The organism is Pseudomonas sp. 86_A (assembly GCF_017491705.1).
In the GTDB taxonomy this organism is placed as follows: domain Bacteria; phylum Pseudomonadota; class Gammaproteobacteria; order Pseudomonadales; family Pseudomonadaceae; genus Aquipseudomonas; species Aquipseudomonas koreensis.
Genome location: NZ_JAFGYS010000008.1, coordinates 288,503 through 314,711, shown reverse-complemented (window position 1 = coordinate 314,711; position 26,209 = coordinate 288,503). Strand labels below are relative to the sequence as shown.

Below are 26,209 nucleotides of genomic sequence, written 5' to 3'. Positions count from 1 at the left end.
GCTCGACGGTCATTTCCGGAATCTGCGGCGGGGTCGGCAGGGGTTCGGGCCGGGTCTGCTGGAGAAACCACCAGGCGCCGCCGTGTATCAGCGCCGACACCGCCACCAGCAACAGCATTTGCTGTTTGTTCAACCCGCCGGGTTGCGAGGTATTGGCTATGAAAGCCGGCCTGCCCGCTGGCGGCGGGTTTGGCGCTTCCCGCAACGGCCCCAGCAGGGGTCTGTGCTTTACCGCATCGTTCATTAAAGCTCCCTCGGGTTGATGAAGGGCAATAAGGTGCCGTCCGAACATTTGGGTGATGTTCGAGTGGGTGGGTGCAACTTTCTTTTGGGTGTACGCAAGCCGATAGTTGAACTATCTATTGAGCAGGGCTTGCTTACAGTTACTGGCTTAGAGCCATCGACTTCGAATAGTCATCATCCATTCCCTGGTTGTTCTTGTGCTTTATGTAGGAGCTGCCGCAGGCTGCGATCTTTTGATCTTAAAAGCAAAAATCGTCCGATTGCGGCCCGAGCCTTCGGCAGCTCCTGCATATGTTGTATTCGCAGTTCAATTTGCAACCGCTGTGCCAAATATTGCTGAAATGTAGAGCGGTTATTTCACGGCTGTTACCCATGTCGCATTTATATAAGTTTTATCGGCCGGCCGAGTTTTCTTTAGTGCAGGACTGTCCACGGCCCCGAATGCCGGGGCTTTTTTACAGGCGAGTCAGGCCTCGCGCTGTATCGGGCGGATTGGCCAGATAGAGCGGCTGAACTCGGATCTGCCGGGGCACTTGATGGTGCATGGCGGACTGATTTGGTGCGGGTCAATGAATTAGCGGGTCACAGTCTGTATTCCTTGTTCTTGTTCAATTGAAATCAATGTTTTAACGGTTGGTTAGTTGTGGTTGGTAGAGCGCTTTTGGTGCAATTACAAATAGCCTGAAGTTATTGTTCGACAATCTCGCTATCGATCACCAATGTGTTGTTTGTGCAATAACTTCATGCGTTGTATTTAAAAAATAAATAGTGCGCCGACGCAGGCGCAGTCAATGCGCCAAACGCAGTGCGTGACTGTTGAGTTCAGGTAATAAGATAAATGTATTGAAGGCCGGGACTGTTCCGGCGAACTCGGCTTTGCGCCGATGGATACCCACGGGATGTGATGCGGCAGAACGATTGAAGATTCACGCAGTGACCTCCTTGTTGCCAGCTCGGATACGCGAACTTTTGGTTCGGTATCGCACCTTACAAGAACGCGGATAGCGTTCGATGATTGCTCTTGGTGCGGGATGGGCACCGCCAGCGCTGTTTTGCGAGGTTTGAATTCGCAAGTCGCGATTGCATGGGAAAAACGTGCCAAAGCGGATACAACCGCTATAAATAGGGCTACACCAGACCTGTCGAAATCGAGGAGGGGGCATGTATCAACTTTACGGACATCGCAATTCGGGTGCTGCAGCCATCGAAGCGGCGCTGGAGTTGTGCCAGATCGCCTATCGCTTTATCGATATCGAAGCCTCGAACGAGGCCGCCGAAGCGCTGGGGCGGCTCAATCCGCTGAAGCAGGTGCCAACCCTGCAATTGCCCGATGGCAGCGCGATCACCGAGAGTGTGGCGATTCTGGTTCACCTGGGCCTGAGCTTTCCCGAGTCTGGCCTGTTGCCGGCCAAGGCCGGTGATCGCGATCAGGCGATTCGCGGCATGGTCTACATCGCCAGCAATTGCTACGCGGCCATCGGCGTCATCGATTACCCCGAGCGCTGGCTGGTGATGCCCGACGAAGCCTCGCGGCAGAACCTGATAGCTGGCGCCCGCGAGCGCTTGCACTGGAGTTGGGAAGTGTTTGCCGACCAGTTTTCCGCCGAGCTGTACCTGGACGACGAGACGCCCGGAGCACTGGACGTGCTGGCGGCGGTGGTGACGCGCTGGGCGGGGAGCCGCGAGCATCTGCGTCAAACGCGCCCGGGGTTCTATGCGTGGTTGCAGCGGATTGACCGGCACCCGGTGCTGGCGCCGGTGTTTGCCCGGCATTGGCCTTCCTGAACACACCGCAAAACCAATTGTAAGAGTGAGCCTGCTCGCGATAGCGGTTTGTCAGTCAATGATGCTGTCACTGACAGACCGCTATCGCGAGCAGGCTCACTCCTACAGGACGTGTGGCGGATTTTGGAGATCACTCCCCGCGAATGTACTGCTCCAGCTGCTTGATCAGCTCCGCCTGTTCGGCAATCGCCTCTTTCACCAGGTCGCCGATCGACAGCAGGCCGATCAGCTTGCCGTTTTCCACCACCGGCAAGTGGCGCAGGCGTTTGTCGGACATGATGCCCAGGCAGGTGTCGACGGTCTGGTGGGTGTCCACGGTGATGACATCCTTGACCATGATGTCGCGCACCGGCGTGCCGACCGAAGAGCGCCCGTGCAGTACCAGTTTGCGCGCGTAATCCCGCTCACTGATGATGCCGACCACGTTGTCGTCTTCGACCACCAGCAAGGCGCCGACGTTTTTCTCGGCCATCTTCATCAGTGCTTCGAGCACCATGTGATCAGGCTTGATCTGGTGCACTTCCTGATTTTTCTGATCTTTGAGCTTGAGCAGTTGGGCGACGGTCTTCATGGCGGTTACTCAGGTGTTGTCGTTGTTATCCAAGCATCGTAGACGCTGGCGCGCAGGGCAAGGTGGCAAAGCGGCAGATAGCACGCAAAAAACGTCATTTGCCGGTTTTTTCTGACTTGCCCCTGACCGTGTGGCGAGGGAGCTTGCTCCCGCTCGACTGCGCAGCAGTCGCAAAACCAGGCAATGCGGTGTATCAGGCAAACCGCGTTATCGGGGTTCAGGCCTGCTGCGCAGTCCAGCGGGAGCAAGCTCCCTCGCCACAGGGGATGGGGTTATCCCTTGAACGGCAGCGTAGAATGCCCCTCTGTTTCAATTCCTGAGGTTGCAGTGGTGGATTTACAGCAGGGCTTCGTCCTGACCCGGCATTGGCGCGATACCCCGGCCGGCACCGAAGTCGAGTTCTGGCTGGCGACCGACGCCGGGCCGCGTCGTGTGTGTCTGGCGCCGCAGACGTCGGTGGCGTTTATCCCCGCCGCCCAGCGCGAGGCGGCCGAGCGCCTGCTGCACGACGAAAAGAACGTTGAACTGCGCCCGCTGGCCCTGCAGGATTTCGAGCATCGCCCGGTGCTCGGGCTGTATTGCCAGCAACACGGCCAGTTGATGCGTCTGGAAACCGCACTCAACCGCGCCGGTGTCGACGTTTACGAAGCCGACGTGCGCCCGCCGGAGCGCTACCTCATGGAGCGGTTCATCACCGCGCCGGTACTGTTCGGCGGCAGCCCCGATGCCGACGGCGTCTTGCGCAACGCCCAGCTCAAACCGGATCCCCAATACCGTCCCAAGCTGCGCCTGGTCTCGCTCGACATCGAAACCACCGAAACCGGCGAGCTGTACTCGATTGCGCTGGAAGGCTGCGGCCAGCGTCAGGTGTACATGCTCGGCGCGCCCAACGGTGACGCGAGCCTCGTCGACTTCGATCTGGAATATTGCGATTCGCGCACCCTTATCCTGAAGAAACTCAACGACTGGTTCGCCCTGCATGACCCCGATGCGATCATCGGCTGGAACGTCGTCCAGTTCGACCTGCGCATCCTCCACGAACACGCGCGGCGCCTCGGGGTGCCGCTGAAAATCGGGCGTGGCGGCGAGGAAATGCAGTGGCGCGAACATGGCAGCCGCACCCATTACTTTGCCTCGGCGGCGGGGCGGCTGATCATCGACGGCATCGAGTCGCTGCGCTCGGCGACCTGGAGTTTTCCTTCGTTCAGCCTGGAAAACGTCGCCCAGACCCTGCTCGGCGAGGGCAAGTCGATCGACAACCCGTACCAGCGCATGGACGAAATCAACCGCATGTTCGCCGAGGACAAACCGGCGCTGGCCAAGTACAACCTCAAGGACTGCGAACTGGTCACGCGGATTTTCGCCAAGACCGAGCTGCTGACGTTTCTGCTTGAACGCGCCAGCGTCACCGGGTTGCCGGCGGATCGCAGCGGTGGCTCGGTGGCGGCGTTCACTCACCTGTACATGCCGTTGATGCACCGCCAGGGTTTTGTGGCGCCGAATCTGGGCACCAACCCCCCGCAGGCCAGCCCGGGCGGCTTTGTCATGGATTCGCAGCCGGGGCTGTACGAGTCGGTGCTGGTGCTCGACTACAAGAGCCTGTATCCGTCGATCATCCGCACCTTTCTGATCGACCCGGTAGGGCTGATCGAAGGCCTGCAGCACCCGGACGATGCCGATTCGGTGCCGGGCTTTCGCGGTGCGCGTTTCTCGCGCACCCGGCATTGCCTGCCGTCGATTGTCGCGCGGGTCGCCGAAGGCCGCGAGACCGCCAAGCGCGAGCACAACGCGCCACTGTCGCAGGCCCTGAAAATCATCATGAACGCCTTCTATGGCGTGCTCGGTTCCAGCGGCTGCCGGTTTTTCGATACACGCCTGGCCTCGTCGATCACCTTGCGCGGCCACGAGATCATGCTGCGCACCCGCCAGCTCATCGAGGAACAAGGCCACGCGGTGATCTACGGCGACACCGACTCGACCTTCGTCTGGCTGCGCCGACCTCACGGGCAGGAGGAAGCGGCGCAGATCGGTCAGGCGCTGGTCAGGCACGTCAACGACTGGTGGCGCGAGCATGTACGCGACGAGTACGGCCTGCAAAGCGCCCTCGAATTGCAGTACGAAACCCACTACAAACGCTTTTTGATGCCGACCATTCGCGGCGCGGAAGAGGGCAGCAAAAAACGCTACGCCGGTCTGGTGACGCGCGCCGACGGCAGCGAAGAAATGGTCTACAAGGGCCTGGAAACCGTGCGCACCGACTGGTCGCTGCTGGCCCGGCAGTTTCAGCAGGAACTCTACGAGCGGATCTTCCAGCGCAAGCCGTATCAGAACTACGTGCGCGACTATGTGCGCAAGACCCTGGCCGGCGAATTCGATGAGCGCCTGGTCTATCGCAAGCGCCTGCGCCGCACCCTCGATGACTACGAACGCAACGTGCCGCCGCATGTTCGCGCCGCGCGGCTGGCCGACGATTACAACGCGCAGCACGGTCGCCCGCGGCAGTACCAGAACGGTGGCTGGATCAGTTACGTAATCACCCTGGCCGGGCCGGAACCGCTGGAAGTGCGTCGCGCCGCCATCGACTACGACCACTACATCAGCCGCCAGCTGCAACCGGTGGCCGATGCGATCCTGCCGTTCGTCGACGACGATTTCTCAACCCTGATCGGGGGGCAACTGGGCCTGTTTTGAGTCCAGCAGTTGCAGGGTCCATTCGTCGAGGATGCCGTGGAAGTAACGCTCCAGTGCCTGATTAAACAGACTGTCCTCGGCGCCAAACTGGGCAAACAGGGTCATCGAGGAGTGGAATTTCAGGTCATCGGGGTGGCCGAAAATCTCGGCAATCGAGCGTTGACGGATGTTTAGCACCCACTGCGTGCAGCTGCGCAGGCGCGCGCCGAGCAGGTCGTGAGCCAGATAGGCCCGCGCCTCCTCGGCAGACTGAATGGCGAAGCGCCGCGACATCTCGCTGCCACCCAGCCCGGCGAGCTGCGGGAACACAAACCACATCCAGTGGCTGCGCTTGCGCCCCTCGTCGAGCTCACGCTGGACCCGTTCGAACACCGGGTCCTGGGCCTGGACGAAACGCTGCAGATTGAACGGGTCGTACTGATCAGTGCTTCTCATGACGAAGCCCTCGCCAGCAGTCAGCGACTCAGACCATCGCCAGCCGCTGCTTGCGTTGTGGCGCTTTGAATACCTGGTCCAGCGCCGCCAGATCCCCGGCATCCAGTTGCAGTTGCGCCGCGTGTGCATTGAGTTGCACGTGTTCGGGCCGCACAGCCTTGGGAATCGCAATGACACCATCCTGACGCAGAATCCACGCCAGCGAAACCTGCGCCGGGGTCACGTCGTGACGAGCGGCAATCTGCTTCAGCACAGGTTCAGCCAGCATCGCGCCGCCCTGACCGATCGGGCAGTACGCCATCAACGGCAGGCGCTGCTGTTGGCACCATGGCAGCAGATCGAATTCGACGCCGCGCTCCTCGAGGTTGTACAACACCTGATTGGTGGCGCAGGCCGGGTTGGCCAGTTCTTCCAAGTCATCGACATCGAAGTTCGACACGCCCCAGCGGCCGATCTTGCCGTCCTCGCGCAGACGTTCAAAGGCTTCGACGGTTTCCTCCAGCGGGTACTGGCCGCGCCAGTGCAGCAGATAGAGGTCGATGTAATCGGTGCCGAGCCGTCGCAGGCTGCGCTCGCAAGCCTGTGGGATGCCTGTGCGGCTGGCGTTGTGCGGGTAGACCTTGCTCACCAGAAACACCTGGTCGCGCAGGCCGGCGATGGCTTCGCCGACGACTGTTTCGGCACCGCCCTCGGCGTACATTTCTGCCGTGTCGATCAGCGTCATGCCCAATTCGATACCTTGGCGCAACGCGGCCACTTCACGCGGGTGCGCCGAGCGATCTTCGCCCATGCGCCAGGTGCCCTGGCCAATCACTGGAACCTGCACGCCTGCCAGTTCGAGGGTACGCATTCAAACCTCCTGTGCTGATGGTCGATACCTTAGTGGGCAGCAGGATAGCGCAGGGGTTCCCATGGATGGGGATGAACCTGTGGCGAGGGAGCTTGCTCCCGCTGGGGCGCGAAGCGGCCCTCGCTTTTCATTCAGTTGGAAAGCAGGGGCCTGCTGCGCAGTCCAGCGGGAGCAAGCTCCCTCGCCACAGGAGATGCGTGAGGTCAGTTATTTTGTGGTGAATTTCAAGACGACGCTTTGTGTATAAGCCTGTCCCGGATCGAGCCGCGTACTCGGGAAGTTCGGCTGATTCGGCGAATCCGGATAGTGCTGCGTCTCCAAGGTAAACGCGCCCCAGTGCGGGTAGACCTTGCCACCCTTGCCCTTGACCGTGCCGTCGAGGAAGTTGCTGGTGTAGAACTGCACGCCCGGCTCGCTGGTGAACAACTGCAGGTGGCGCCCGGACTGCGGATCGCTGACCTCGGCGGCGACTTTGCTCACATCACCTTTTGTATCCAGCACCCAGTTGAAATCGAAGCCGCCCTGTTTCGGTTCGGCGAATTTCAGCTGCGGGTGATCAGCCTTGATGTGCTTGCCGATGGCGATCGGTTTGGTGAAGTCCATCGGTGTGCCGGCCACGGCGGCCAGTTCACCGGTCGGGATCAATTTGCCGGTGACCGGCGTGTAATGGCTGGCGTGCAGGGTGGCAACCTGCTTGAGGATGTCGCCATTGCCGGCGCCGGCGAGGTTGAAGTAGCTGTGGTTGGTCAGGTTCAACACCGTCGGTTTATCGGTGCTGGCCTGGTAGTCGATGCGCAGTTCGTTGCTGTCGGTCAGGCGATAGGTGACTTGCGTGGTGAGGTTGCCGGGGAAGCCCATTTCGCCATCCGCCGACAGGTAGGTCAGGGTCACGCCGACCGAGTCCTTGTCGTTGACCGGCTCGGCTTTCCAGACTTTTTTGTCAAAACCCAGGGTGCCGCCGTGCAAGGCGTTGGACTTGTCGTTCTGTGGCACCTGATAGCGTTTGCCGTCGAGTTCGAACGCGCCGTCGGCCAGGCGATTGCCGAAGCGGCCGATGGTTGCGCCGAAATAGGCGGTGCCTTTCTGGTAGCCCTGGACATCGTCGAAACCCAGCACCACATCGGCGGACTTGCCGTGTTTGTCCGGCACCAGCAGCGATTGCAGGGTCGCGCCGTAGGTGATGACCGTCGCCTGCATGCCGTGGCTGTTGCGCAGGATGTATTGCTCGACGGGCGTGCCGTCATTGGTTTTGCCAAAGGCTTTATGTTCGGCGGTCAGGCCCGCCGCATGGGCGGAAAGGGTGGCGATCATCAGGGACAGTCCGAGGCCGGAAAGCAGGTGACGTGATTGAAGCATGGTTGACCTTCCTTTTTGTTGTTGTTTTGAAAACACCACGACTCCCTATAGGAGCGGCCGCAGGCTGCGATCTTTTGATCTTGATTCTAAAAACGAAGATCAAAAGATCGCAGCCTGCGGCAGCTCCTACAGGTTAACTAGTCAATCTATTTGCGTCGTGAAAGAAGATTTATAGCTTGTTCATCGTTTATTTCAACAATAAAGACTGACTAATTTGCTTGGCGTTCCTTCGCCAGATATCAGCCAGTGACAGCCGCCACTGCACTTTTTCGCAATTGCCGGCTCTATCCATGGCCAGGATGCGGCGACGCCCGCCGCGCAGGAATGTGCCCGTTCGAGAATTCATGCCGAGAGTTTGTGACCTGATCGCTGCTGTTGTTCGCCGCCCGTGCCTGTTGCTGGCGTGTCTGTCGTCGTTGATGTTCAGTGGTTGCAGCCACCAGAGCGGCAACGGTTTCATTGCGCAGATGCGTGATGGGCAGCCGCAGGAATTCTTGCAGACCAGTGTCGATCGCATGGCCACGCTGGCGATGCGCGACAATCTCAACAGTCTTTACCGCTTGATGGGCAAACTGTATTTGCGCAACCCTGAGGAGCTGCGCAAATCGGGTTTCCTCGACATCAATACCGCCGTGAAACAGGTGCGTCTGGCGGTCGAGCAACAGCAACCGTTGCCGGTGCTCGGCGGGCGCAAGGATCTGGCGGCGCTCAGCTACGCGATGAGTCCCGAGTTTCTCGGTGACCGGGTCGGCGCGTTCATCTATGCCATCGGCAGCATGCTGGTCACCGCCCACGGCAATCGCGTCGAGTTCTACATGACTGATGCGATCAACCCGACCTTCGTTCACAACACCGCGCGCAACATTGAGAAAGCCACGTGGATTCTGGCCCAACGGCAGAACAAGGAAGGCCAGCCGCTGCTGTTCTCCAATGAAATCTCGGAGGAGGGCAGCAACCTCAGTTTCGCCACCGAGTTCGGCAAGATCGTCGCGCGGCTCGACTTGCTGGCGCAGATGCTCGACGAGCGCTATCGACGGATTGGTCTGAATTACGCGCAGAGTCTGCTGTTCCTGAATTTCCTGCCGGTGCAGTAAGTGCGGAGATCCAATGTGGGAGCGAGCCTGCTCGCGAAAGCGATCTGCCAGGCGCTGAATCTCTGATAGATCCACCGTATTCGCGAGCAGGCTCGCTCCCACATTGATCAAATTGTGAGTGGGATTTTTGTATACAATCCATCGCTACTATTGATCCAAAGGGAGCTGCACCTGTCATGACCGACTCCGCAAGCACCGACTTCACCCGCATCGACCGCGCCGCCCGCAGTGAAAAACTGCCGTATGCCGCGTTGCTGGCGTTCGCCATGACCGGTTTCATTGCCATCCTCACCGAAACCCTGCCAGCCGGATTGCTGCCGCAGATCGGCGCCGGGCTCGGGGTCAGCGAAGTGCTCGCCGGGCAACTGGTGACGCTGTATGCGCTGGGCTCGATTGTCGCGGCGATTCCGTTGACCGTCGCCACCCGGGGCTGGCCACGGCGGCGGGTGCTGCTGATGACGGTCGGCGGCTTCCTGGTGTTCAACACCATTACCACGTTCTCCAGCCATTACGGCCTGACCCTGGCCTCGCGCTTCCTCGCCGGGATGGCGGCGGGCCTGTCGTGGGGGATCATGGCCGGTTACGCCCGCGGCATCGTGCCCGTGCATCAGCAGGGGCGGGCGCTGGCGATTGCCATGCTCGGCACGCCAGTGGCGCTGTCGCTGGGCACGCCGGCGGGAACCTGGCTGGGCAACCTGATCGGTTGGCGTGCGTCGTTCGGGATCATGTCGGCGCTGGCCCTGGTGCTGGCGGCGTGGATCGTCATCGCGGTGCCGGACCGTCCGGGCCAGGACAGCGCCGAACGTCTGCCGCTGCTGCAATCGCTGCGCCTGCCGGGCGTGCGGCCGGTGCTGTTCGTGGTGCTGACCTGGATGCTCGGACACAACATTCTCTACACCTACATTGCACCGTTCCTGTTGCAGGTCGGGTTGGCTGAGCGGGTTGATCGGGTGCTGCTGGTGTTCGGCCTGTGTTCGCTGGTCGGGATCTGGATCATCGGCCTGCTGGTGGATCGCTGGCTGCGCTGGCTGACCCTGATCAGCCTCGCGGTGTTTGCCGTGACTGCCTTGGTGCTGGCGCTGATGTCGCCGTCGCCGTGGCTGATCTACGCCTGCATGGCGGTGTGGGGCCTGTCGTTCGGTGGGTCGGCGACGTTGCTGCTGACAGCGGCGGCGGATTCGGCAGGGGAGCATGTGGACGTGGTGCAGGCGATGCTCACCACCTCCTGGAACGTGGCGATTGCCGGCGGCGGCTTGTTCGGCGGTTTGCTGCTGGCCCGGGCGGGGGCGATGTCGTTTCCGTGGGCGCTGCTGATTTTGTCGCTGATCGCGCTGGCGACGGTGTGGATCAACGGTCATCACAGTTTCAAGCCGGGCCGGCGTGTGCACTGACTCTGCCCAGGCTCAATCCCTGTAGGATCTGGCTTGCCAGCGATTCGCGATGAATCGGTCGACACAGCGGTCGCTGACACGGCCTCATCGCGGGCAAGCCCGCTCACACAGGTGTCGCAGTGATGTCGAGAAGGCATAACGATAGACCGCATCGATATATGTGGTTATATGAAAAATCGCTATGCTGCGGGCCAGATTTTTCCTGTCGTTTTTCTGGACGTCTTAATGGAATTGGCAAATTTCGGCCTGGTCATCGCCGGGCTGGTGGTGGGTTTTATTGTCGGCATGACCGGTGTCGGCGGCGGTTCGTTGATGACGCCGATCCTGCTGTGGTTCGGCATCAACCCGGCCACCGCAGTGGGCACCGACCTGTTGTACGCGGCCATCACCAAATCCAGCGGCGTGCTCGTTCATAAAAAGAACAACAACATCGACTGGGCCATCACGGCCTGGCTGACCCTCGGCAGCGTGCCGGCAGTCGCCATGACCCTGTGGTTCCTCAGCACCCTGCACACTGCGCCCGAGGCGATGAACGCGATCATCAAGCAAGCCCTGGGCTTTGTGTTGTTCGCCACCGCGTTGGCAATTCTGTTCAAGAAGCGCCTGCTCGAGTTCGCCCACAAACGCGCGGGTGGCAACTACAACCCGAGCGGCGCGCGCCTGAACGTGATGACGGTGATCACCGGCCTGATCCTCGGCACCATGGTCGCCCTGACTTCGATCGGCGCCGGCGCCCTCGGTACGGTCGCGTTGTTCATCCTCTATCCGCTGCTGCCGACCCGGCGCCTGGTCGGCACCGAAATCGCCCACGCCGTGCCACTGACCCTCGTCGCCGGCCTCGGCCACGCGAGCATGGGCAACATGGATTGGGGCGTGCTGGGCTTCCTGTTGATGGGTTCGCTGCCGGGCATCTGGCTCGGCAGCCACCTGACCGGGCGCATTTCCGATGAATTGCTGCGTCCGTGCCTGGCGACCATGCTGCTGTTGATCGGTTACAAACTGGCGTTTTGATCGATTGCCATGAGCGAAACCACCCTGCATTGCAACGAGCGCCTGGCGATCACCGTCGAACCCCGGGAAATGCGCATGAGCCACTGGCTGTATGCGCCACGGGTGGTCGATCAGCAGAGCGGGCGGGTGCTGCTGGATCTCAGTGATAGCCAGTGGGACCTGATTGCCACCGCCGATGAGTCGGCCAGCAGCATTGATTTGTTGCTGCGCAAATATCCGGGAGATCGGCCAGCGGTAACGTTGCACATCAGTCTGGAGGACGGGCAGCTCAGCATTGCCGGACGCCCTGTCGAGGCTTCAACGCTGGCGTCCGCGCTGGGCTGAACGCACTGGAGCACTGTGGCGAGGGCGCGTGTCGGAACGCCGCCCCCTCCCTTGCGCTTGCATTGAAAAAGCCGGGCCTGCTGCGCAGTCCAGCGGGAGCAAGCTCCCTCGCCACAGGATCAATCCCGATTCTGGATGACGAACTTCATCACCGTCACGGGCAGGTTTTCGTACACCACTTCTTCAACCACCTCCCAGCCCAACCGCGCATACAGCGCTTGCGCCGCATCGGTGTACAGATACAACGTCTGTACGCCTAACGCCTTGGCTTCTTCGACAATCCGGTTGACCAGTTGCGAAGCTACCCCGCGTCCACGTTCCTCGGCCTTCACATAAACCCCGGCCAGCCAGGGCGTCAGCTCGGGACGGATCTTCATGTCGCTGTCGATCAGCAGCGCGCCACCGAGCAATCTGCCGTCGTCGATGGCCACCACCACGCTGGGAATTGCACCTTTGCCGCAGGCTTTGCGCATGCGTTCGGTGCGGGCCTCAAGGGTATCGCCGGGGCGGAATTCGCCCCACTCCTTGAAATTGAGCTCGGCCAGTTCCTCAATCAAATGCGGGTGATCGCACAGGTAGTCGATGTGCATGCGGGTGAACTCCATTTCGTTGGCAGAGCAGCCACCCTAATGCGCTCATGAAAGGTAATCAAATCGACGTCATGATTGCGCGCATGCGGTTGCGCAATGTCGTGGCTGTCCTAAGCTTCTGACAAGGCGAAACATATTTGCCGGGCATGCCCGGAACAATCGCCACGATGCGCAATCATTAGAGCGTGGATATCAAAAGGAGATGCGCATGCTCATCAGGTCACTGACCCTGACACTCTTGCTGGCGATTGCCGGCCCCTTGTTCGCCGCTGACAACGACTCGCCCATAGCCGGGGATATGGGGCGGGCCCGACCGCTGATCGTGATCGCACAAAGCACCGTCGACCCGGTGTGGGTGGGGCTGAAAAAATCGCTGGAGGATCCAGCCAACAAAAAAGGTGTGACCGATCGCAACATCAAGGTCTACACCATCCTCAATATGGCCGGACAGCTTGATGGCAAGGACCTCGGCCAGCAGGACACCATGGCCTTGCTGCGTTCGCTGAAACTCGGTGCCGGCGCGTACCCGAAAGTGTTCCTGCTCGGCAAGGATGGCGAGACCAAACTTTCGGCTTCGGGCGATGACGCGAAGTCCGTGGACCTGAAGAAAATCTTCGATACCGTCGATGCTCTGCCGGCGAGCGAGAAAGACATCAGCGCTCCGACAGTGGCCGAAACCGCCGCCGCTGCCGCCGAACCGGCAGCCAAGAAAGGCGAGAAGGGCGCCAAAACAACCAAACCCGCCAAACCGAGCAAGCCACCGGAAATGCCGGATGATTGATGGCATGGCCTGAATCAAAAAAATGGGCGACCTCTGCAGGTCGCCCATTTTTATTGCCTGCATGAAACCTTGTGGTGAAGGAGCAAGCGCCCTCACCACAGGTTCAATATCAGTCAGTCAGAGCACTGAATATTTGGTGGGCAATCTTCACCCGCTCCTCATTCGGATAATTCTTGTTCGCCAGGATCACGATGCCCAGATCCTTCGAGGGCACAAACGCCACATATGCGCCGAAGCCTCCGGTCGCGCCGGTTTTGTTGTACAGCACATTGGCCGGTTCAGGCTGGGGTGGGGTCAGCCATGTGGCCTTGTGCGCTTGCATGGCCATCGGCGTCGAGTTGCCGTTCTGCAATTTATCGAGGCTGATCGGGTAGGCGTAACGCTCCCAGCCCAGACCTTGGGTCATGTCGCCAACGGTGTAGTAACCGGTGTGGGTCGCGGCGATGGCTTTTTGCAGCGGTGCTTCCAGGCTGGCCGGTTTCAGGTTGGCCTCGACATAGCGCAGTAGATCCGCCGCACTGGTTTTGATGCCGTAGGCTTCGGAATCCAGTGCGCCCGGACTGACCCGAACCGGTTGGTCTTTCTTGTCGTAGCCTTGGGCGTAAAGCTGGGCTTCGGACGCGGGCACTTTGATGAAGGTGTGCTTGAGCCCGAGTTGCGGCAGCAGGGTTTCGCTCATGGCCTGATCAAACGGCTGGCCCAGGCTTTTCGCCGTCAGATAGCCGAACAACCCAAGGCTCGGATTGGAATACAGGCGATGGCTGCCCGCCGGGTAATCCGGTTTCCACTGCTGGTAATAGCCGAGCATCTTGTCAGCCGAATCCGCTTCGGCCGGGAATTGCAGTGGCAGGCCGCCGGCGCTGTAAGTGCCCAGTTGCAGCACGCTGATGTTATCGAAAACGCTGCCTTTGAGTTCCGGCCAAAGCTGGCTGGCCTTGGTCGACAGGTCCAGTTTGCCCGTGGCCTGGGCGTAACCGGCGAGTGTCGCGGTGAAGGTTTTGCTCACCGAGCCGATTTCGAACAGGGTGTTTTCGCTGACTTTCTGCCCGGTATCCTTGGCGGCAACGCCGTAGTTAAAGTAATGCGGCTGGCCGTTAAGGGTGATAGCCACGGCGAGCCCGGGAATGTTCTGCTGTTGCATCACCGGGGTGACGGCTTTTTTCACCAGGGCTTGCAGTTGCTCGTCGCTGGGCGTGGCGGCCATGCACGCGGCGGCGCCGAAAAACAGGCCGAAAGCACTGCAGGAAATGACTTTGGTCGGATTGATGAGTGACATAGATGAACCACTCTCCATGAGTGTTGAGGGTGTTATCCCGCTAGACTGCGGGCAATTGTAATGGTGGGCAGCTGATCAGCGCCGACAATTTAGGCAGTCTGGCACTCGTCGACAAACGATGAAAACTCGGATGAGCCATTAGAAAAATTTGGGACTGGGCATGATTCGACCTCAATTGCCGCTCAATGCACTGCGCGCGTTCGAAGCCTCGGCGCGGCATCTGAGCTTTACCCGCGCTGCCGTGGAGCTGTGCGTGACCCAGGCGGCGGTGAGCCATCAGGTCAAAAGCCTCGAAGCGCAACTCAATGTCACCCTGTTCAAGCGCCTGCCTCGTGGGCTGATGCTGACCAGTGAGGGGGAAACCCTGTTACCGGTGTTGACCACGTCGTTCGATCACATTGCGCAGATGCTCGAACGGCTGGCCGGTGGACAGTACCGCGAAACGTTGACCGTCGGTGCCGTGGGGACGTTCGCGGTCGGCTGGTTGTTGCCTCGGCTGGCGGACTTCCAGGCGAAACATCCGCTCATAGATTTGCGGCTGTCGACCCACAACAATCGTGTCGACGTCGCGGCCGAAGGCCTGGATTACGCGATCCGTTTCGGCGCGGGTGCGTGGCATGGCATCGAGGCAACGCGCCTGCTCGATGCGCCACTGTCGGTGTTGTGCGTACCGGAAATTGCCCGCCAGTTGCATACGCCGGGAGATTTGCTGCAGCAGCGCCTGCTGCGTTCCTATCGCACCGATGAATGGCCAGAATGGTTTCACGCCGCAGGACTGGCGACCCACGCGGCACCGCCGCAGAGCATTGTGTTCGATTCGTCGCTGGCGATGATGGAGGCCGCGCTGCAAGGCAGTGGGGTAGCGTTGGCACCGCCGTTGATGTTCGCCCGGCAACTGGCGGCGGATGTGATTCGCCAGCCGTTTGCGATTGAAATCACCACCGGCAGTTATTGGCTGACGCGCTTGCAGTCGCGGCCGGAGACGGCGGCGATGACGGCGTTCAAATACTGGCTGCTACAGATCTCTGGTTAATACAGAGCCCCCTGTAGGAGTGAGCCTGCTCGCGATAGCGGTGTCTCATTCAACATTGATTTTGACAGACACACCGCTATCGCGAGCAGGCTCACTCCTACAGGGACGGTGATGATGGATTCAAAATGAGTGTCAGCGCACCAGACACGGCCGCTTGTTATCGAACGTCCAGCCCGGAATCAAAAACTGCATCGCCACGCTGTCATCCCGCGCACCGAGGCCCATGCCTTTGTACAGTTCGTGGGCCTTGGCCACTTGATCCATGTCCAGTTCCACGCCCAGCCCCGGCTTGTTCGGCACTTGAACGCAGCCGTCGACAATTTGCAGCGGTGCCTTGGTCAGGCGCTGGCCGTCCTGCCAGATCCAGTGGGTGTCGATGGCGGTGATGTCGCCTGGCGCCGCCGCCGCGACATGGGTGAACATCGCCAGAGAGATATCGAAGTGGTTGTTGGAGTGCGATCCCCAGGTCAGCCCCCACTCATGGCACAACTGCGCGACACGCACCGAACCCTGCATGGTCCAGAAGTGCGGGTCGGCCAACGGGATGTCCACCGACTGCAACTGGATGGCGTGGCCCATCTCGCGCCAGTCGGTGGCGATCATGTTGGTGGCCGTCTTCAGTCCGGTGGCGCGGCGGAATTCGGCCATGACTTCGCGTCCCGAGTAACCGTTTTCCGCACCGCAGGGGTCTTCGGCGTAAGCCAGCACGTGATGCTGGTCGCGGCACAGGCGGATCGCTTCTTTGAGTGACCAGGCGCCGTTCGGATCGAGGGTGATGCGCGCATCCGGGAAGCGTTCGGCGAGGGCGGTGACGGCTTCGATTTCCGCATCGCCGCTGAGCACGCCGCCCTTGAGTTTGAAGTCCTTGAAGCCGTATTTCGCCTGGGCCGCTTCGGCCAGGCGCACCACCGCTTCGGCGGTCATGGCCTTCTCGTGACGCACGCGGAACCAATCATTGTCGGCGTCCGGTTCGCTGCGGTAGGCGAGGCTGGTTTCGCGCGGGTCACCGACGTAGAACAGATAGCCGAGCATTTTCACTTGATCGCGTTGCTGGCCTTCGCCCAGCAGCGCCGCGACCGGGACGTCGAGGTGTTGCCCGAGCAGATCGAGCAGCGCGGCTTCGAGTCCGGTCACCGCGTGAATGGTGATCCGCAGGTCGAACGTCTGCAGGCCACGGCCGCCGGCATCACGTTCGGCGAAGGTCTGGCGCACCTGGTTGAGGATTTTCTGATAGTTGCCGATCGGGCTGCCGAGCACCAGGCTGCGGGCGTCTTCCAGGGTCTGGCGGATGCGCTCGCCACCCGGCACTTCACCGACGCCGGTGTGACCGGCGTTGTCCTTGAGGATGACGATGTTGCGGGTGAAAAACGGCCCGTGGGCGCCGCTCAGATTGAGCAGCATGCCGTCGTGGCCGGCCACTGGAATCACCTGAATGTCGGTGATGATCGGGGCTTTTGCAGTGTCGTGTGCGGTCATGTTCTTATCCTTGTCAGCATTCAGCAAAACGTCAGTCAGGCGTGTTTCGGCGCGGCTGCGGCCACGGCGAGGTCAGCAGCGGGTTTCGGTGTGGTGCGCGCGGCGAAGACGATGATTGCGGCGATGATCGAGGTCGCGGCCAAACCGTAGAGGCCGCCTTGAATCGAGCCGGTGTGTTCTTCGAGCAGGCCGAAGGTGGTCGGCGCGACGAAGCCGCCGAGGTTGCCCACCGAATTGATCAGCGCAATCACCGCCGCCGCGATCCGTGCATCCAGATAGGCCTGCGGAATCGGCCAGAACAGCGACGACGCGGATTTGAAGCCCAGCGCGGCAAAACAGATCGCGACGAAGGCGAAGATCGGTCCGCCCGTGGTGGACATGAACATCCCTGCCGCCGCGATCAGCAGTGCGGTCGCCACCCAGGCCTGCTGGTGCTTCCACTTGGCCGAGCAGGAGGCGAAGGCATACATGCCGACGATCGACAGCAACCATGGAATCGAATTGAACAACCCGACCTGCAAATCACTCATCTCGCCCATTTTCTTGATGATGCTCGGCAGCCAGAAGGTCGCGGCGTAGATGGTCAGCTGGATGAAAAAGTAGATCAGGCAAAACAGAATGATCTGGCGGTCCTTGAGCAGTTTGCCCATCGACGGCCGGATCGGCGTCGCGGCTTCGCGGGCCTTCTGTTCATCGTCGATGACCGTAACCAGCGCGTCCTGCTCGGCGCGGCTCAGCCATTTCGCGTCGTGGGGTTTGGCGTCGAGCCAGAACCAGACGAACACACAGAGCCCGACCGAGAACATCCCTTCGATGAAATACATCCATTGCCAGCCGTGCATGCCCAGGCCGTTGATCTGCAGGAGCAGGCCGGACAGCGGGCCGGAGATCAGCGAGGCCACCGCCGAACCACTGAGGAAGATCGCAATCGCCTTGCCGCGTTCGACACCGGGCAGCCAGCGAGTGAAGTAATAAATCACCCCGGGAAAGAACCCGGCCTCGGCCACACCGAGCAAAAAACGCAAAATGTAGAAGTGGGTCTCGGTCTGGATGAACGCCATGCCGGCGGCGACCAGGCCCCAGGTGAGCATGATGCGGGTCAGCCAGATACGCGCGCCGACTTTCTGCAGGAGCATGTTGGAAGGCACTTCGAACAGCGCGTAACCGATAAAGAACAGCCCGGCGCCGAAACCGTAGGCGGCGGCGCCGATGCCCAAGTCATGTTCCATGTGGGTGCGGACGAAACCGATGTTCACCCGGTCAATGTAATTGACGATGAACATGATCACGAAGAGTGGCAGGACGTGGCGTTTCACTTTCGAGATGGCGGACGCGAGTGTCGAGTCGACGCCCTCGTTCATCCCGGAGACGGAGGTTTTCACTTGGTTTTCTCCCACTGATTATTTTTATGCGGGGTAGGGCTGGGTGCTGCGTTGTTGATAGACATCATACAACTCAAATTTTTTGTCCTACAAGTGGGATGGGACGATTAAATTCGTCTTGGAAGCAGATTTTTTATGCCTTTTTATCGGAATGTGCCGCATTTGCGGCAGTTTACGGGCGGGGCTTGCTGTGCCGCATAGCTGTCAGCACGAGGCTTGTGATGGAGGCGTCATCTGCCGTAGGGATGATTTTTTTGATTTTATTGAGTGTTGTCATACAAGTTGACGGCTGTTTCAGCGCTAAAATCAAACTCGTCAGCCACCAAGCAGTGCTACGATCCGCAAGTCCCGACGAACGGAACCGACCATGCAAGAAGACCTCGACGCCCCCGCCCGCAAACGTGCGCACAACCTTGCGCATGATTTGGTGGAGAAGCTCACCCAGAGCATCCTGCTCGGCCAGTTGTCGCCCGGCGACAAGCTGCCGTCGGAGAACGCCATCGTTCAGGAACATGGCGTCAGCCGCACAGTGGTGCGCGAAGCCATTTCCAAATTGCAGGCTTCGGGCTTGGTGGAAACGCGGCACGGCATCGGCACCTTCGTCATCGCGCGCGCTGCCGAGCAGGGCTTGCGCCTGAATGTCGATACCGCACTCGGCGTGCGCAGCATCCTTGAATTGCGCATGGGCCTGGAGACGCAGGCCGCCGCGTTGGCCGCGCAACGGCGCAGCGAACAGCAATTGCTGCACATGCGCCAGGCGCTGGATGACTATCAGCGTCTGCTGGACAGCAACGACAGCTGCGTCGAGGCCGACCGACGTTTTCATCTGTTGATCGCCGAGGCCACCGGCAACGTCTGCTTCAGCGAAATCATGCAGCACCTGGGCAGCGCAATGATTCCGCGTCAGCGGCTCAATGCCGTCGAGCGGGGGGCAGCGGACTTGAGCAAGTTGGGGCAGTTGGCCCATCTGGAGCATGAAGCGATTTTGAACGCGATCAAGCGTCAGGATCCGGATGCGGCGCGCGCGGCGATGTGGCTGCACCTGACCAACAGCCGCGACCGCTTCGGGGCACAAGGCTGATTGCCATTGGTCCGTTCGATAGCACGTCGTACACAGGCACGCTTCCAACCTGTACGGCCCGGGTTTTCCGGACCTCCTGTGTGAGGTGTGTCATGGCGAATGATTTGCTGTTTCAGGGTGGTGTGCTACCGACCGATCCGACCCGTCCGGTGCCCGGTACGGATGAACCGACACTGGCCGATCACGATGCACCGCCGGGCATGAGCCCGGGACGTGATCCGTTGAGTGATGCCGACCGGCCGGAAGACTGGAAAGACCCGGCGCCGGACGATGATATGCCGCCGGCGGATGAGCCGACGCCGTTGTCGGATGATCGCAGATAGTGAAAACCCGGCCTTGGTGCCGTAATGCTGCTCACTTAAGCCCGACACTGTGACTGTGACTGTGACTGTGACTGTGACTGTGACTGTGACTGTGACGAGGGAGCTTGCTCCCGCTGGACTGCGTAGCAGTCTCGAAAATCCGTTGATTGCGAGTTTTGGGGTCGCTTCGCAACCGGGCGCGAGCAAGCTCGCTCGCCACAGTTTATCCACGTTCGTCAGCTCGATTGAGCGGCGACATCCCGCATCAACAGCCCAAAGCGCAAATCCACCGCATCCGGAATCGGCAGGTACACCGTGTGCCCATCCCCCGGTGCGACTTCGATCGCTTCACCCTTAACGTTCTGCAACTGGTGCAGATCGAAGTGGAAATTGCCCTTGGGCGTCATCAGTTCGAGATGGTCGCCCAGTGCAAAGCGGTTTTTCACCTTGACCTCGGCCAGCCGGTCGCGGCGTTCGCCGGTCAGCTCGCCGACGAACTGCTGGCGCTCCGACACCGAGCTACCGTTCTGATAGTTCTGGTATTCGTCATGCACATGCCGACGCAGGAAGCCCTCGGTGTAGCCGCGTTGGGCCAGTGATTCGAGATCGGTCATCAGGCTGCGATCGAAGGCGCGGCCGGCCACCGCATCGTCGATGGCCCGGCGATAGACCTGCGTGGTGCGCGCGCAATAGAAGTGCGACTTGGTGCGGCCTTCGATCTTCAGCGAATGCACGCCCATGCGGCTCAGGCGTTCGACGTGTTGCACCGCGCGCAGGTCCTTGGCGTTCATGATGTAGGTGCCGTGCTCGTCTTCGAACGCGGGCATCAACTCATCGGGGCGATTGGCTTCCTGCAGCAGGAACACCTGATCGGTCGGCGCGCCGATGCCCAGGGTCGGCTCCGGCTGGAAGCTCTGCACGATCTCGCCGAGCTGATTTTCGGTCGCCTCCTGCGCCGAGTATTTCCAGCGGCAGGCATTGGTGCAGGTGCCCTGGTTGGCGTCGCGCTTGTTCATGTAGCCCGACAGCAGGCAGCGCCCGGAGTAGGCCATGCACAACGCGCCATGGACGAACACTTCCAGCTCCATGCCCGGCACTTGCTCGCGGATTTCGCCGATCTCCTCCAGCGACAACTCCCGCGAGAGGATGATCCGGCTCAGCCCCTGTTGTTGCCAGAACTCGACGCTTGCCCAGTTCACCGTGTTGGCCTGCACCGAGAGATGGATCGGCATCTGCGGAAAATGCCGGCGCACCAGCATGATCAGGCCCGGGTCGGACATGATCAGCGCATCCGGCGCCATCTCGATCACGGGTGCCAGGTCCTTGAGGAAGGTCTTGAGCTTGGCGTTATGTGGGGCGATGTTGACCACCACGTAAAAGCGTTTGCCCTGAGCCTGGGCTTCGCGAATGCCAAGCGCGAGGTTGGCGTGGTCGAACTCGTTATTGCGCACCCGCAGGCTGTAGCGCGGCTGCCCGGCATAGACTGCATCGGCGCCGTAGGCGAAGGCATAGCGCATGTTCTTCAGGGTGCCGGCGGGGGCAAGCAGTTCCGGGGCGGCGAGGGGCAGTTCAGGGATCATGGCGGCATCGATCGCAAAAGCGCGGCAGGGTAGGGCAGTTGCAAGCGCGGTTTATTGATCTGGATCTACGTTTGAGTGGGTGGAGTTTATCTGTGCAGCTGATCTGTGCAGAACCGGCACAGATCATGTGCCAGTTTCACTGTGTTCGGTGTGGCAGTGGCTGCTTAACCTTGGCTGATCCACTCAACCGCAGCAGGAACTCCCCATGCAAAACTTCACCCGTCGTTTGCTGACCGCTTGTGCATTTTCCGGTGTATTGGCCAGCACCGCAGCGATTGCCGATAACCATCCGACCATTCGAGCGATGTCCGGTGCGATGCCGGTCGATCATCTACCGGCCGGCAAGTCGGCGCTGATCGTGATCGATTTTCAGAATGAATATATCAGCGGACGGATGCCGATCCCGGACGGCGCCGCTGCCTTGGCGAAAACCCGTGAGCTGATCACCTTTGCCGACAGCCACAAGATCCCGGTGTATCACGTGCAGCACGTTGCACCGGCCGGTTCGGCGGTGTTTGCCATTGATGGCGAGACAGTCAAATTCCATAGGGACATGCAGCCCCGGGCCAAGGATGTGGTGCTGCAAAAGAACACAGTCAGCGTGTTCGCCAGCACTGATCTTGACCAGCAGCTGAAAAAGGCCGGCATCCAGACGCTGATCATTTCCGGGCTGATGACCCACGCCTGTGTCGCCGGCGCGGCGCGTGATGCGGCGCCTTTGGGCTACAACGTGATCGTCGCCGCCGATGCCTCGGCGACCCGCGCCATCACCCGGGTCAACGGCGTGTCCATCGACAAGGACTCCCTGCACCGGGCCGCATTGGCGGAAGTCGAAGACACCTTCGGTGATGTCCTCAGCACTGAACAGATTGTGCAGTTGCCGGTGCGCTGACAGCGTCTGCCGTTCGGCAACTATGCTCCATGAACAAAGATGGCACTCGCGCGCGCCGCGGCGGACTAAGGTTCGGGGCGTGCGAGACGCCTGACTGACATGGATCGGACATGAACGAGAAAACCCTGCAATTCAAATCCCTCACCGTGTTGCTGCTGTTGGTGACGGTCGCCTTCATCTGGATTCTGCTGCCGTTCTACGGCGCGGTGTTCTGGGCGGTGATCCTCGGCATCCTGTTTGCGCCGATGCAGCGCCGTTTGCAGCAGAAATTCGGCTGGCGACGCAACCTGACAGCGCTTTGCACCTTGGGCATTTGTCTGGTCATCGCGATTTTGCCGGTGATCATCCTCAGCGTGTTGTTGGTCCAGGAAGGCGCGACGTTGTACAACAACATCGAAAGCGGCCAATTGGATATCGGCGCCTATCTGGCGCAGTTCAAGCACAGCCTGCCACCGTACTTTCAGCATTTGCTCGACCGTTTCGGCATGGGCGAACTCAACGGTTTGCGCGAGAAAATCGTCAAGGCGTCGATGCAGGGCAGCCAGGTGCTGGCCACTCAGGCCTTCAGTTTCGGCCAGGGCACGTTCGAGTTCGTGGTCAGCTTCGGCATCATGCTGTATTTGCTGTTTTTCTTTCTGCGCGACGGCGCTGAACTGGTGCGCAAAGTCCGCGCCGCGGTGCCACTGGAAGAGACTCACAAGCGCCGTTTGCAGCTGAAGTTCAACCGGGTGGTGCGCGCAACCGTGAAGGGCAACCTGGTGGTGGCGGTCACTCAGGGCGCATTGGGCGGGGCGATTTTCTGGTTTCTCGACATCCCCAGCGCGTTGCTGTGGGCGGTGTTGATGGGCTTTCTGTCGCTGTTGCCGGCGGTGGGCGCGGGGATCGTCTGGGCGCCGGTGGCGGCGTACTTCCTGCTTAGCGGGATGATCTGGCAGGGCGTGGTGCTGGCGCTGTTCGGGGTGTTTGTGATCGGCCTGGTCGACAACGTGCTGCGCCCGATTCTGGTGGGCAAGGACACGCGCATGCCGGACTATATGATCCTGATCTCGACCCTCGGCGGTCTCGCGGTGTTCGGCCTCAACGGTTTCGTCATCGGGCCGCTGATCGCGGCGCTGTTCATGTCGAGTTGGGCGCTGTTCATCGAGACCAAGCCGAAAGTCCAGTTGCCTTAAGCGTGGAACGGGGCGCTGACGAGTTTCTGCGACAGCGCCTGCGCCGCCGGCAAGGACGTGAGCGGGCCGCTGATCGGCTCGCCGTCGCGCACCAGATACCAGCAGGCGAGCAATCCCGTCGCTCTGAGGGATGCGGGAACCGCGCTGCCGACCACCGACATGATTTGAACCTGAGCCATGACATGTACCTCCATCAATCTATGGAGCTACCTTAGGGATTCGCTGCGCTCAGGGACAATCAACGCTTTTAATAGTGGTCATTGATAACAGTGAGGGCTGTTTCAGTCGACAACCTGATCGAGCATGTGCACCACTTCGCGCTCGTTGAGCAGGCCCTTGTGCACCAGATTCTCGGCCAATAGCGAAAGAAACTTGGCGCAGCGGTGGCCTTCCAGGTGCTTGAGTTCGGTCAGTGCGCTGTACACCTTGCTGGAGGTGCACAAGCCGACGATGCGGTGCGGATTCTGTGTAGGCATGAGTCGTCCTTGTTGTTATCAACCTGTTGTTTACGGACGGATTCAGATTGCGGTTCCGTCATGACAAATAGATGACCGTTCTGTGTTTGGCCCCGAACGGTCACGTCCATCATGCCGACTTTAACGGTTCGAACTGTCCCGACAGCGACCTTCAGCCGATTTTTTCAGACGTTGCCCGACCGACGGTCATAAAAAAGCCCCGCTATAAAAGCGGGGCTTTTTCTTGCTGTTACCAGCGACCACCGTAGTAGTGCGGGTGGCCGTAGTAGCCGCGTGGTGGACCGTAGTAGACCGGGCCAGGCACATAAACCGGTTGTTGCACGTAGACCGGCGCAGGCTGGTAGTAGACCGGTGGCGGCGGTTGTTGCACGTAAACCGGTGCCGGTTGAGCGTAAACAGGCTGTTGAACGTAGACCGGCCGGTCCTGATTGATCAATGCCGAGCCGATGATGGCCGAGCCGACGATCGCACCAAACACTGCCGGACCCTGCCAGCCACCGCCGTGGGCTTCTGCCTGACCTGTGATAGCAAATGCACCAATCAACAAGGCCACGATGGGGAGTTTACGAATCATGATAATTCCTCGGTTCTTCGACCCGGCGTCCGGGCCTGCACCAGGCCCAAAGTTGTCGCGGGGATACTTCTATGACAGCGAAATTCTGAAAATCAGCACAGCCGCTGGGTAAATTTTGTGTAAGGTCTGTACCGGCTTCTTTACCAGTGGGTCAAAGGGGCACGCAGCCCGTTGCAGACAAGTGCTTATGATCGTTCAGAACCCGATGGAATGGCTAACTCCGTCCATCCGAAAGTCCGTTTGAAGGAGAAGTTTCATGCAGATGAATCCCAACAAAGACACCCAGCTGTGCATGTCCCTGTCCGGGCGCCCCGGGAATTTCGGTCTGCGGTTTCACAACCATTTGTATGAGCAGTTGGGCCTGAACTTCTATTACAAGGCGTTCAGCAGTCACGACTTGCCGGGGGCGGTGGGTGGGATTCGTGCGCTGGGTATTCGCGGTTGCGGCGTGTCGATGCCGTTCAAGGAAGCGTGCATTGCGCTGGTCGATGAGCTGGATGCGTCGGCGGCGGCGATTCAGTCGATCAACACCATCGTCAACACTGACGGCCATCTCAAGGCCTACAACACCGACTACATCGCCATCGCGCAGTTGCTGCAAACCCACGCGGTGCCGCAAGAAACGACGTTCGCCCTGCGCGGCAGCGGCGGCATGGCCAAAGCGGTGGCCAGCGCCTTGCGCGATGGTGGCTATCAGAACGGTTTGATTGTGGCCCGTAACGAGCGCGCGGGCAGGGCACTGGCGGATTCGCTGGGCTATCGCTGGCAGGCCGAACTGGGCGAAGAACGCCCGCAGATGCTGATCAATGTCACGCCGGTGGGCATGGACGGCGGGCCGGAGGCGGGACAACTGGCGTTCGCGCCTGAGGTAATCCAGGCTGCCGATACCGTGTTCGATGTGGTGGCGATCCCGTCGGAAACGCCGCTGATCGTGCGCGGGCGTGCCGAGGGTAAAAAGGTCATCACCGGGCTGGAAGTGATTGCGATCCAGGCGCTGGAGCAGTTCGTGTTGTACACGGGCGTGCGCCCGAATGAGGCGCAATTTGCCGCGGCGGTGAATTTCGCCCGTAGTTAATGCTCAGAATGATCCAGTGAATGGTTGACCCCATAGCTGGCAAGCCAGCTCTCACAGGTATTGGGGCGGAGCATAAATATGTGAGCAGCCCCAGGCCCTGTGGGAGCTGGCTTGCCAGCGATGAATTCAACTCGATTATCCTGCTGCCTATACTGCGGCATCAGCAAGCAAAGACTTGCCCCTCATAAAAACCTGACCGAGGCCCCCCATGCATCCGCGCATCCTCAACCTGCACCAGGTCGAACTCGAACCCCTGCCCGAAGCCCTTGCTCCCGAAGGCGAAACCGCAGGCCGCTATCAACAGCGCATGGCGCGCATCGGCCAGCAGTTGGGCGCGCAGAAGCTCGGCTATCGGCTGTACGCACTGCCGCCGGGCATGCGCGGCAGTCCGTTTCACAGCCATCGGGTCAATGAAGAGATGTTCTATGTGGTGGGCGGCGAGGGCGAGGTGCGGCTGGGTGCCGAGCGCTTCGCGATCCGTGCGGGCGATGTGATTGCCTGCCCACCCGGCGGCCCCGAAACGGCGCATCAGATCATCAACACCAGCGACGCGGAGCTGCGTTATCTGGCGGTCAGCACCCAGCAGCAGCCGGACATCTGTGAATACCCGGATTCCAACAAATACGCGGTGATGGACAACTTCAAGGTCGACGCCGCGGGCAATGCGTCAGGATTCGTCGCCGTGGCGCGGCAGGCCGATGGGGTGGATTACTGGGATGGCGAATAGATCCCATGCAGGAGTGCGCGTGCTCGCGAGGGCGGCCTGCC

26 protein-coding genes and 1 pseudogene are annotated in these 26,209 nt (G+C 60.4%); 14 read left to right on the top strand and 13 right to left on the bottom strand.

Going from position 1 to position 26,209, the window contains the following annotated elements; translation table 11 throughout:
- Nucleotides 1-244, bottom strand: a pseudogene (locus tag J5M57_RS14830) (energy transducer TonB); the annotation flags it as partial.
- Between the two features lie 1,160 nt (nucleotides 245-1,404).
- Between J5M57_RS14830 and J5M57_RS14825 the strand changes: the two are divergent.
- Nucleotides 1,405-2,028 (top strand): glutathione S-transferase N-terminal domain-containing protein, encoded by a 624-nt coding sequence (locus J5M57_RS14825; protein WP_207849720.1) that lies wholly within the window; start codon nucleotides 1,405-1,407, stop codon nucleotides 2,026-2,028.
- 130 nt (nucleotides 2,029-2,158) lie between these two features.
- Here the strand turns inward: J5M57_RS14825 and J5M57_RS14820 are convergent, their stop codons facing one another.
- Complete coding sequence (locus J5M57_RS14820; protein ID WP_169840695.1) at nucleotides 2,159-2,599, bottom strand: CBS domain-containing protein; 441 nt, start codon at nucleotides 2,597-2,599, stop codon at nucleotides 2,159-2,161.
- Nucleotides 2,600-2,929: 330 nt separating this feature from the next.
- On the opposite strand from J5M57_RS14820, the gene J5M57_RS14815 reads away from it, so the two are divergent.
- Nucleotides 2,930-5,290 carry a DNA polymerase II gene (locus J5M57_RS14815; RefSeq protein WP_207849719.1) on the top strand — a complete coding sequence of 787 codons (2,361 nt, stop codon included), beginning with the start codon at nucleotides 2,930-2,932 and terminating at the stop codon, nucleotides 5,288-5,290.
- On the opposite strand, the gene J5M57_RS14810 is transcribed toward J5M57_RS14815, so the two are convergent.
- The 3 genes from J5M57_RS14810 to J5M57_RS14800 all read right to left on the bottom strand — a co-directional run bounded on the left by J5M57_RS14810 (nucleotide 5,255) and on the right by J5M57_RS14800 (nucleotide 7,931).
- Nucleotides 5,255-5,725, bottom strand: coding sequence for a DUF1810 domain-containing protein (locus J5M57_RS14810; protein WP_207849718.1), 471 nt, complete (start codon nucleotides 5,723-5,725; stop codon nucleotides 5,255-5,257). The two genes, J5M57_RS14815 and J5M57_RS14810, sit on opposite strands and share 36 nt — an antisense overlap.
- Nucleotides 5,726-5,753: 28 nt before the next feature.
- Complete coding sequence (locus tag J5M57_RS14805; RefSeq protein WP_207849717.1) at nucleotides 5,754-6,575, bottom strand: aldo/keto reductase; 822 nt, start codon at nucleotides 6,573-6,575, stop codon at nucleotides 5,754-5,756.
- Between the two features lie 207 nt (nucleotides 6,576-6,782).
- Nucleotides 6,783-7,931 carry an aldose epimerase family protein gene (locus J5M57_RS14800; protein WP_207849716.1) on the bottom strand — a complete coding sequence of 383 codons (1,149 nt, stop codon included), beginning with the start codon at nucleotides 7,929-7,931 and terminating at the stop codon, nucleotides 6,783-6,785.
- Between the two features lie 344 nt (nucleotides 7,932-8,275).
- Here J5M57_RS14800 and J5M57_RS14795 point away from each other — a divergent pair, with 344 nt between their 5' ends.
- The 4 genes from J5M57_RS14795 to J5M57_RS14780 all read left to right on the top strand — a co-directional run bounded on the left by J5M57_RS14795 (nucleotide 8,276) and on the right by J5M57_RS14780 (nucleotide 11,751).
- The gene (locus tag J5M57_RS14795) at nucleotides 8,276-9,025 is read left to right on the top strand and encodes a hypothetical protein (protein WP_207849715.1); all 750 of its coding nucleotides are present in this window, start codon (nucleotides 8,276-8,278) and stop codon (nucleotides 9,023-9,025) included.
- A gap of 176 nt (nucleotides 9,026-9,201) precedes the next feature.
- The gene (locus tag J5M57_RS14790) at nucleotides 9,202-10,416 is read left to right on the top strand and encodes an MFS transporter (protein ID WP_207849714.1); all 1,215 of its coding nucleotides are present in this window, start codon (nucleotides 9,202-9,204) and stop codon (nucleotides 10,414-10,416) included.
- Nucleotides 10,417-10,641: 225 nt separating this feature from the next.
- Nucleotides 10,642-11,427: a sulfite exporter TauE/SafE family protein gene (locus J5M57_RS14785; RefSeq protein WP_207849713.1), complete on the top strand. Its 786-nt coding sequence runs from the start codon at nucleotides 10,642-10,644 to the stop codon at nucleotides 11,425-11,427.
- 9 nt (nucleotides 11,428-11,436) lie between these two features.
- Nucleotides 11,437-11,751, top strand: coding sequence for a hypothetical protein (locus J5M57_RS14780; RefSeq protein ID WP_169840689.1), 315 nt, complete (start codon nucleotides 11,437-11,439; stop codon nucleotides 11,749-11,751).
- A 119-nt stretch (nucleotides 11,752-11,870) separates the two neighbouring features.
- Here the strand turns inward: J5M57_RS14780 and J5M57_RS14775 are convergent, their stop codons facing one another.
- Entirely contained in the window at nucleotides 11,871-12,341 is a 471-nt protein-coding gene (locus tag J5M57_RS14775) for a GNAT family N-acetyltransferase (RefSeq protein WP_207849712.1), read from the bottom strand.
- Between the two features lie 208 nt (nucleotides 12,342-12,549).
- Between J5M57_RS14775 and J5M57_RS14770 the strand changes: the two genes are divergently transcribed.
- Nucleotides 12,550-13,122, top strand: coding sequence for a DUF4174 domain-containing protein (locus J5M57_RS14770; protein WP_064586899.1), 573 nt, complete (start codon nucleotides 12,550-12,552; stop codon nucleotides 13,120-13,122).
- Between the two features lie 109 nt (nucleotides 13,123-13,231).
- Here the strand turns inward: J5M57_RS14770 and ampC are convergent, their stop codons facing one another.
- Nucleotides 13,232-14,398 carry a class C beta-lactamase gene (gene ampC, locus J5M57_RS14765; protein WP_207849711.1) on the bottom strand — a complete coding sequence of 389 codons (1,167 nt, stop codon included), beginning with the start codon at nucleotides 14,396-14,398 and terminating at the stop codon, nucleotides 13,232-13,234.
- Between the two features lie 160 nt (nucleotides 14,399-14,558).
- Here ampC and J5M57_RS14760 point away from each other — a divergent pair, with 160 nt between their 5' ends.
- Nucleotides 14,559-15,431, top strand: a complete 873-nt coding sequence (locus J5M57_RS14760) for a LysR family transcriptional regulator (RefSeq protein WP_064586905.1) — start codon at nucleotides 14,559-14,561, stop codon at nucleotides 15,429-15,431.
- A 132-nt stretch (nucleotides 15,432-15,563) separates the two neighbouring features.
- On the opposite strand, the gene gudD is transcribed toward J5M57_RS14760, so the two are convergent.
- Both gudD and J5M57_RS14750 read right to left on the bottom strand, forming a co-directional pair.
- The gene (gudD, locus tag J5M57_RS14755; RefSeq protein ID WP_207849710.1) at nucleotides 15,564-16,907 is read right to left on the bottom strand and encodes a glucarate dehydratase; all 1,344 of its coding nucleotides are present in this window, start codon (nucleotides 16,905-16,907) and stop codon (nucleotides 15,564-15,566) included.
- A gap of 35 nt (nucleotides 16,908-16,942) precedes the next feature.
- Nucleotides 16,943-18,289 (bottom strand): MFS transporter, encoded by a 1,347-nt coding sequence (locus J5M57_RS14750; protein ID WP_207849709.1) that lies wholly within the window; start codon nucleotides 18,287-18,289, stop codon nucleotides 16,943-16,945.
- 367 nt (nucleotides 18,290-18,656) lie between these two features.
- On the opposite strand from J5M57_RS14750, the gene J5M57_RS14745 reads away from it, so the two are divergent.
- On the top strand, nucleotides 18,657-19,370 hold the full coding sequence (locus J5M57_RS14745) for a FadR/GntR family transcriptional regulator (RefSeq protein WP_207849708.1): 714 nt from the start codon (nucleotides 18,657-18,659) through the stop codon (nucleotides 19,368-19,370).
- A 92-nt stretch (nucleotides 19,371-19,462) separates the two neighbouring features.
- On the top strand, nucleotides 19,463-19,693 hold the full coding sequence (locus J5M57_RS14740; protein WP_207849707.1) for a hypothetical protein: 231 nt from the start codon (nucleotides 19,463-19,465) through the stop codon (nucleotides 19,691-19,693).
- Nucleotides 19,694-19,908: 215 nt separating this feature from the next.
- On the opposite strand, the gene yegQ is transcribed toward J5M57_RS14740, so the two are convergent.
- Nucleotides 19,909-21,252 carry a tRNA 5-hydroxyuridine modification protein YegQ gene (gene yegQ / locus J5M57_RS14735; protein WP_207849706.1) on the bottom strand — a complete coding sequence of 448 codons (1,344 nt, stop codon included), beginning with the start codon at nucleotides 21,250-21,252 and terminating at the stop codon, nucleotides 19,909-19,911.
- 205 nt (nucleotides 21,253-21,457) lie between these two features.
- Here yegQ and J5M57_RS14730 point away from each other — a divergent pair, with 205 nt between their 5' ends.
- Complete coding sequence (locus J5M57_RS14730) at nucleotides 21,458-22,144, top strand: isochorismatase family protein (protein WP_207849705.1); 687 nt, start codon at nucleotides 21,458-21,460, stop codon at nucleotides 22,142-22,144.
- 110 nt (nucleotides 22,145-22,254) lie between these two features.
- A complete protein-coding gene (locus J5M57_RS14725) occupies nucleotides 22,255-23,316 on the top strand; it encodes an AI-2E family transporter (protein WP_169840680.1) in 1,062 nt (353 codons plus the stop codon).
- On the opposite strand, the gene J5M57_RS14720 is transcribed toward J5M57_RS14725, so the two are convergent.
- The 3 genes from J5M57_RS14720 to J5M57_RS14710 form a co-directional block, all read right to left on the bottom strand.
- Nucleotides 23,313-23,495: a hypothetical protein gene (locus tag J5M57_RS14720; RefSeq protein WP_064586913.1), complete on the bottom strand. Its 183-nt coding sequence runs from the start codon at nucleotides 23,493-23,495 to the stop codon at nucleotides 23,313-23,315. The two genes, J5M57_RS14725 and J5M57_RS14720, sit on opposite strands and share 4 nt — an antisense overlap.
- A gap of 102 nt (nucleotides 23,496-23,597) precedes the next feature.
- Nucleotides 23,598-23,792, bottom strand: coding sequence for a hypothetical protein (locus J5M57_RS14715; protein WP_025108897.1), 195 nt, complete (start codon nucleotides 23,790-23,792; stop codon nucleotides 23,598-23,600).
- A 229-nt stretch (nucleotides 23,793-24,021) separates the two neighbouring features.
- On the bottom strand, nucleotides 24,022-24,366 hold the full coding sequence (locus tag J5M57_RS14710) for a hypothetical protein (protein WP_025108898.1): 345 nt from the start codon (nucleotides 24,364-24,366) through the stop codon (nucleotides 24,022-24,024).
- A gap of 256 nt (nucleotides 24,367-24,622) precedes the next feature.
- Here J5M57_RS14710 and J5M57_RS14705 point away from each other — a divergent pair, with 256 nt between their 5' ends.
- Nucleotides 24,623-25,441, top strand: a complete 819-nt coding sequence (locus tag J5M57_RS14705) for a shikimate 5-dehydrogenase (protein ID WP_207849704.1) — start codon at nucleotides 24,623-24,625, stop codon at nucleotides 25,439-25,441.
- Nucleotides 25,442-25,649: 208 nt separating this feature from the next.
- Nucleotides 25,650-26,168 (top strand): cupin domain-containing protein, encoded by a 519-nt coding sequence (locus J5M57_RS14700; RefSeq protein ID WP_169840678.1) that lies wholly within the window; start codon nucleotides 25,650-25,652, stop codon nucleotides 26,166-26,168.
- Nucleotides 26,169-26,209: the final 41 nt, after the last annotated feature.

What these genes read in the sequence shown, in the direction of transcription:
- J5M57_RS14730 (WP_207849705.1), top strand. Translation starts at nt 21,458, where the DNA reads ATGCAAAACTTCACCCGTCGTTTGCTGACCGCTTGTGCATTTTCCGGT.
- J5M57_RS14795 (WP_207849715.1), top strand. Translation starts at nt 8,276, where the DNA reads ATGCCGAGAGTTTGTGACCTGATCGCTGCTGTTGTTCGCCGCCCGTGC.
- J5M57_RS14710 (WP_025108898.1), bottom strand. Translation starts at nt 24,366, where the DNA reads ATGATTCGTAAACTCCCCATCGTGGCCTTGTTGATTGGTGCATTTGCT.
- J5M57_RS14745 (WP_207849708.1), top strand. Translation starts at nt 18,657, where the DNA reads ATGCAAGAAGACCTCGACGCCCCCGCCCGCAAACGTGCGCACAACCTT.
- J5M57_RS14790 (WP_207849714.1), top strand. Translation starts at nt 9,202, where the DNA reads ATGACCGACTCCGCAAGCACCGACTTCACCCGCATCGACCGCGCCGCC.
- J5M57_RS14810 (WP_207849718.1), bottom strand. Translation starts at nt 5,725, where the DNA reads ATGAGAAGCACTGATCAGTACGACCCGTTCAATCTGCAGCGTTTCGTC.
- J5M57_RS14775 (WP_207849712.1), bottom strand. Translation starts at nt 12,341, where the DNA reads ATGCACATCGACTACCTGTGCGATCACCCGCATTTGATTGAGGAACTG.
- J5M57_RS14785 (WP_207849713.1), top strand. Translation starts at nt 10,642, where the DNA reads ATGGAATTGGCAAATTTCGGCCTGGTCATCGCCGGGCTGGTGGTGGGT.
- J5M57_RS14780 (WP_169840689.1), top strand. Translation starts at nt 11,437, where the DNA reads ATGAGCGAAACCACCCTGCATTGCAACGAGCGCCTGGCGATCACCGTC.
- yegQ (WP_207849706.1), bottom strand. Translation starts at nt 21,252, where the DNA reads ATGATCCCTGAACTGCCCCTCGCCGCCCCGGAACTGCTTGCCCCCGCC.
- J5M57_RS14705 (WP_207849704.1), top strand. Translation starts at nt 24,623, where the DNA reads ATGCAGATGAATCCCAACAAAGACACCCAGCTGTGCATGTCCCTGTCC.
- ampC (WP_207849711.1), bottom strand. Translation starts at nt 14,398, where the DNA reads ATGTCACTCATCAATCCGACCAAAGTCATTTCCTGCAGTGCTTTCGGC.
- J5M57_RS14800 (WP_207849716.1), bottom strand. Translation starts at nt 7,931, where the DNA reads ATGCTTCAATCACGTCACCTGCTTTCCGGCCTCGGACTGTCCCTGATG.
- J5M57_RS14715 (WP_025108897.1), bottom strand. Translation starts at nt 23,792, where the DNA reads ATGCCTACACAGAATCCGCACCGCATCGTCGGCTTGTGCACCTCCAGC.
- J5M57_RS14820 (WP_169840695.1), bottom strand. Translation starts at nt 2,599, where the DNA reads ATGAAGACCGTCGCCCAACTGCTCAAGCTCAAAGATCAGAAAAATCAG.
- gudD (WP_207849710.1), bottom strand. Translation starts at nt 16,907, where the DNA reads ATGACCGCACACGACACTGCAAAAGCCCCGATCATCACCGACATTCAG.
- J5M57_RS14725 (WP_169840680.1), top strand. Translation starts at nt 22,255, where the DNA reads ATGAACGAGAAAACCCTGCAATTCAAATCCCTCACCGTGTTGCTGCTG.
- J5M57_RS14720 (WP_064586913.1), bottom strand. Translation starts at nt 23,495, where the DNA reads ATGGCTCAGGTTCAAATCATGTCGGTGGTCGGCAGCGCGGTTCCCGCA.
- J5M57_RS14760 (WP_064586905.1), top strand. Translation starts at nt 14,559, where the DNA reads ATGATTCGACCTCAATTGCCGCTCAATGCACTGCGCGCGTTCGAAGCC.
- J5M57_RS14700 (WP_169840678.1), top strand. Translation starts at nt 25,650, where the DNA reads ATGCATCCGCGCATCCTCAACCTGCACCAGGTCGAACTCGAACCCCTG.
- J5M57_RS14740 (WP_207849707.1), top strand. Translation starts at nt 19,463, where the DNA reads ATGGCGAATGATTTGCTGTTTCAGGGTGGTGTGCTACCGACCGATCCG.
- J5M57_RS14825 (WP_207849720.1), top strand. Translation starts at nt 1,405, where the DNA reads ATGTATCAACTTTACGGACATCGCAATTCGGGTGCTGCAGCCATCGAA.
- J5M57_RS14770 (WP_064586899.1), top strand. Translation starts at nt 12,550, where the DNA reads ATGCTCATCAGGTCACTGACCCTGACACTCTTGCTGGCGATTGCCGGC.
- J5M57_RS14805 (WP_207849717.1), bottom strand. Translation starts at nt 6,575, where the DNA reads ATGCGTACCCTCGAACTGGCAGGCGTGCAGGTTCCAGTGATTGGCCAG.